The organism is Bacteroides sp. An19, from assembly GCF_002160215.1.
GTDB classification, from domain to species: Bacteria; Bacteroidota; Bacteroidia; order Bacteroidales; family Bacteroidaceae; genus Phocaeicola; species Phocaeicola intestinalis.
The window spans coordinates 1-4,706 of the sequence record NZ_NFKD01000115.1; the positions used below are offsets into that span (position 1 = coordinate 1).

The window sequence follows — 4,706 nt, forward strand, 5'->3', positions numbered from 1 at the left end:
GCGGGCTATCTGACGAAGAACAGGAGCGAAAAGGACCAAAAAATCGCCCAAAGCACACACGAAAACAGATACATCAAGCCAAGAAAAACTTTTTGGAGAAATTCAAAACAGCTTCTAAAATTGAGAAGAGCCCCTGCAAGCCACGAGGAGTTTGCAGGGGCTTTTCGTTGACAGGAGTATAGCAATTATCCGCAAAACCGGCATATCCTCCCGAATTTTCTATAAGCCTGTTCAGAGGCATATTTCCTACCTTTACATCCGAATCATAAAGAATGAACGTATGAAATCACTGAAGAATCTTCTGTTGTCCGCCCTGATGCTATGGGGCGGCGTATGCGCTACCTATGCGCAAGAGAAAACGACGACGGCAGGCGTGCCCGTGGTCAAGTTGAACAACGGCGTGGAGATGCCCCGCTTTGGCATCGGCACGTTCCTCCAGCCCAGCGACGAAGTGTGCGAACAGTCGTGCCTCACGGCATTGAAAGCCGGCTACCGCCACATCGACACCGCCCATGCCTATCAGGACGAGGCAGGTGTAGGCCGTGCCGTCAAGGAAAGCGGCATCCCCCGCGAGGAAATCTGGATTACCAGCAAGCTCTGGCCCACGGAATACGGTGAGGGCAAGACATTGAAAGCCATCGACGAGATGCTTGACCGGATGCAACTGGACTACATCGACCTACTCTACGTCCACCAGCCCGTAGGCGACTTCGTGGGAGCGTGGAAAGACATGGAGAAGGCAGTGAAGATGGGCAAGGTGCGCGCCCTCGGCATCAGCAACTTCGATGCCAACAATGAAGTATGGAACACGATTATGCAGGCAGCGACCATCAAGCCTCAAGTGCTCCAGATGGAGTGCCACCCCTACGCCCAACGTGTGGAGATGCGCAAGAAGGCCGCTTCGGAAGGCATCCAGGTGGAATGTTGGTTCCCGTTGGGCGGTGCCATGAGCAACGGTGCCTTGTTCAAAGACCCTGTGATAAAGAAGATTGCCGAAGCCCACGGCAAGACTCCGGCACAGGTCATCCTGCGCTGGCACATCCAGGAGGGCTTCTCCGTCATCCCCGGTGCATCGAATCCCGACTACATCAAGGAGAACATCCAAATCTTCGACTTCCAGTTGACCGATGACGAGATGCAGCAGATGCGCTCGCTCAACAAGGAGAAGCGTTTCTTCAACGCCACGCTGGAGGATGTGGAGAAGATGGTTTGGGGGGCAAGGCTGTAAGTCCGGCGAAAGAGGAAAGACCGGTTGGCTAATAAACAACAACGGGAAACATGCAAGTTGCCATGTCTCCCGTTGTCGCTTATTATGTACCCTACCCTGTTTTACCCGTATGTCTCAATCAGGAATTTCACAAACTGCGGGTCGCCGAAGTTCACCGTCCCCGCATCGTGACTGTTTAGCGTAGCGATACGTTTCATTTCCTCATCGGTCAGCGTGAAGTCGAAGATGTCCAAGTTCTGGCGCATACGCTCCACATGCGTGCTCTTGGGGATAGCGACGATGCCCCGCTGCGTGAGCCAGCGCAGAGCCACCTGTGCGGCGGTCTTCCCGTAGCCTTTGCCGATGGAGGCGAGCAGTTCGTTCTTTACCACTCCTTCGGCACCCTCGCCGCCGAGCGGTCCCCATGCCATCATCTTCGTGTCGTGTTCCGCGAGAATCGGCTCGATGCCCTGTTGCTGGACGAGCGGATTGCATTGCAACTGGTTCACCATCGGCTTGATGTCCACATAGTGGGCGAAGTCGAAGAAACGTCCCGCCTGGAAGTTGCTTACCCCGATGGCACGCACCTTGCCTGCGCGGTAAGCTTTCTCCATCGCCCTCCACGAACCGAACACGTCGCCGTATGCCTGATGGATGAGCAGCAGGTCGATGTAGTCGGTCTTCAGCTTGCGCAGGCTCTCGTCGATGCTTGCCGCTGCTTTCTCCTCGCCGGCATTCGATATCCATACTTTCGTCACCAGGAAAATATCCTGCCGGGGGACACTACTCTTGCTGATGGCGTTCCCCACGCCTTCCTCGTTGAAGTAGGCCTGCGCCGTGTCAATCAGGCGATAACCTACGTTCAGTGCGTCGCTGACGCATCGTTCACATTCCTGCGGGGCTACCTTGAACACCCCATAGCCCAATAGCGGCATTTCCACGCCGTTGTTCAGTTTGATTGTTTCCATGTTCGTCTTTGTTTAATCGGTTTTCTATAGGGACAAAGATACGGCGGAATGTCGAGCTATTCCATACAAGGATTACGGATGCTTGTGCCTTTTTTACGGATTATCCAAGAATACACGTTCAATGTAATGGATGTGGAGGGGCAGAAAGTATATCGGGAAGTTTTGAAAAAGAAGTAAAAGTCTTGCTTTCTTGCCGATTCTTGTTAACTTTGCGAATGAAATCAATAAAAAGAAAACGTATGGATACCATTCAACTGAACATCAGCAAGCAGCAATTTTTCGGAATGTTGCAAGCCATGCCCGAACAGGACAAGCTGGAAGTGTTCGACCGCCTACGCAAATCACTGTTCGTTAGCCGATTCGACCGTCTGCTGAAATCTGTCCGTACCGATGAACTGAGCATGGACGACATCACCCGCGAAGTAGAAGCCGTAAGACAAAAACATTATGAAGAACGGAAACAATGAGCCGAATCGTGTGGTCATTGACACCAACATCTGGATATCATTTCTGATAGGGAAACGGTTGTCGGGATTGCATCGCCATATAGACAGCGGACGGATAAAGATTGTGGCTTGCGAAGCACAGCTGCGTGAACTGGTCGATGTACTGAACCGTCCGCGCATCCGCAAGTACATCCCTGCTGAACAAGCAGAAGAATTTCTTGACCTGTTTTGTGAAGCGGCTTTGTTTGTAAAACCAGAACAAGGTCCATCGCTTTGCCGTGACCCAAAGGATGACTATTTGCTCTACACAGCCCTTGCCGCACAAGCCGATTATTTGGTGAGACGAAGCTATCTGAAGTCAAAACGCATGATTACGGCATAGAGCATTACCACTAAATGTGTCCAACTGTCGAAACGTTTCACATAGCGTTCACCGCCATGTTCACGACTCAATTGAAGGATTCTGTCCTTACACAGGAATTTTATCACCTGACTATAGAGCTGCTGTCCGCTAAAATGTGTACTTTTCACATGGTTACTTCTTTTTTGTGTGGTAACCATAAAGTAATCACATGGGGCTGAATTTACCAAATAAAAACAGCCTTTTTTTGACAGATTACAGTTTTAATACTTCGTCAAATTAATAGCGAATCCGTTGATAACAAATAAGTTGAACAGACACCGGGCAAGGGGGATCTGGAAAAGCAAGGCGAAGATTACAATCTTGTGGACTGGTATCTTGACGTACTCCACAAATACAAGGACAAGCTGCTTCGCATAATACGTTATGTCGTTGCAGATGCATGGTTCTTAAAAGCAAAGTTCGTCAATGAAGCCTGTCTGCTGGAATTCCATGTCATCAGCAGCCTTGAATGATGATGCCACCTCGTGGTATTCACATAACGGTGTCCACACAGGCAAACGGGGACGACCGCACATCAAAGGCGAGAAGATTGATTTTGAGAAACTCGACCTTCAGCGTTGCAAGATTCTCGACATTGAAGGAGGAAGGGCTTACTCAGTCAAGACCTATTCAAAGGCAATGAAACGCAACATCAAAGTCGTGGTCCATTATCCCGAATCGGGAGGGCACAAGGTTTATTTTTCTACCGACCTTGAAATGTCGGCTAAAGACATCACCGAATACTACCGTACAAGATTTCAGATCGAGTTTTGCTTTCGGGATTCCAAGTAGTTTACCGGACTCAACGATTGTCAGGCAAGGGACTTGAGGAAACTTGATTTCGCTTTCAATGCTTCACTGGCATCGGTAAACATCGCAAAAGTCATGCGGCAACGATACTATCCGTCGCTTTCCATCGGACTGCTAAAGGCCTATTTGGGTAATATTTACATGCTCAAAAGAATTTTTAGCAAGTCCGGTCTGAAACCGAACAGAACTTTTAATACTAAACTTATCAAAGAACTATTTGGCATAGTGGCAGAAGCCGCTTAGCCGATATGTTGAATTTTTAATGGACTATTGACATAAAGAATCCGTTACTAAATTCCGGTATTCAATAATTATAGCTTACTATTTAATTGTAAAATTCTTTTCCTGTCAGTTTTAAGATTCTCGATTTGATGGCACCTTTATTTCTGGCAAATATTTGCATAAGTCCAGATATCTTTTCCCCTTGAGAATAAAGGTACAACAATCTTTGGTCATCTTCATCAGTCCAACGTTCATAAGCATTAGCATACATTGCTTTCTGTTGTGCCATGTATGAGATTGTTGTATCCTTTTGAGCCTTGGAATATCCAATGGGTGACTCTATGGAATGAGTCTGCAGAAATGTATATCATTACAACATTGTTAAGGATGAAGCCTAAGAATGCATCCAAATCCATGTCCGAATGTTCGCTGAAATATTCCTTGTAACACATAAGGGTATTACACGTCTTTTGAATAGACATGTTTTCCTTTTTGTCGTTAGCCTTAGTAATGTGGATGCATTTTTATCTGCCCCACCGTCAAGTTAGAAGTGCAACTCCTCCACCGCCTTCCTCCGTCCTTGGAGCGTAGCGGAAAGGGCGGAGGAAGGCGGTGGAAGCCGGGCTTCGGGTCATCCGGCAATACAAAAT

General features: G+C 48.3%; 8 protein-coding genes. 5 read left to right on the forward strand and 3 right to left on the reverse strand.

Translation table 11 applies throughout. The annotated features are described in order from the left end of the window. Window positions 1-182 (forward strand): hypothetical protein (locus B5F25_RS22055; RefSeq protein WP_162614470.1); only part of this gene is annotated, 182 nt, incomplete at its 5' end. Between the two features lie 98 nt (window positions 183-280). Next, complete coding sequence (locus tag B5F25_RS20540) at window positions 281-1,228, forward strand: aldo/keto reductase (RefSeq protein WP_241148463.1); 948 nt, start codon at window positions 281-283, stop codon at window positions 1,226-1,228. 101 nt (window positions 1,229-1,329) lie between these two features. Here B5F25_RS20540 and B5F25_RS20545 read toward each other — a convergent pair whose 3' ends face one another. After that, window positions 1,330-2,175: an aldo/keto reductase gene (locus tag B5F25_RS20545; protein ID WP_087251709.1), complete on the reverse strand. Its 846-nt coding sequence runs from the start codon at window positions 2,173-2,175 to the stop codon at window positions 1,330-1,332. Between the two features lie 239 nt (window positions 2,176-2,414). On the opposite strand from B5F25_RS20545, the gene B5F25_RS20550 reads away from it, so the two are divergent. Then, window positions 2,415-2,642, forward strand: a complete 228-nt coding sequence (locus B5F25_RS20550) for a hypothetical protein (protein ID WP_013617930.1) — start codon at window positions 2,415-2,417, stop codon at window positions 2,640-2,642. Beyond that, window positions 2,623-3,003, forward strand: coding sequence for a putative toxin-antitoxin system toxin component, PIN family (locus B5F25_RS20555; protein WP_087251710.1), 381 nt, complete (start codon window positions 2,623-2,625; stop codon window positions 3,001-3,003). Before B5F25_RS20550 ends, B5F25_RS20555 begins: the two co-directional genes overlap by 20 nt. Here the strand turns inward: B5F25_RS20555 and B5F25_RS20560 are convergent. Next, complete coding sequence (locus B5F25_RS20560) at window positions 2,970-3,182, reverse strand: DUF4372 domain-containing protein (protein ID WP_241148464.1); 213 nt, start codon at window positions 3,180-3,182, stop codon at window positions 2,970-2,972. The genes B5F25_RS20555 and B5F25_RS20560 overlap by 34 nt on opposite strands. A gap of 268 nt (window positions 3,183-3,450) precedes the next feature. Here B5F25_RS20560 and B5F25_RS22595 point away from each other — a divergent pair, with 268 nt between their 5' ends. Then, window positions 3,451-3,816 (forward strand): hypothetical protein, encoded by a 366-nt coding sequence (locus B5F25_RS22595; RefSeq protein WP_241148465.1) that lies wholly within the window; start codon window positions 3,451-3,453, stop codon window positions 3,814-3,816. A 343-nt stretch (window positions 3,817-4,159) separates the two neighbouring features. Here the strand turns inward: B5F25_RS22595 and B5F25_RS21365 are convergent, their stop codons facing one another. Next, entirely contained in the window at window positions 4,160-4,345 is a 186-nt protein-coding gene (locus B5F25_RS21365) for a hypothetical protein (protein ID WP_140407006.1), read from the reverse strand. Window positions 4,346-4,706 lie beyond the last annotated feature (361 nt).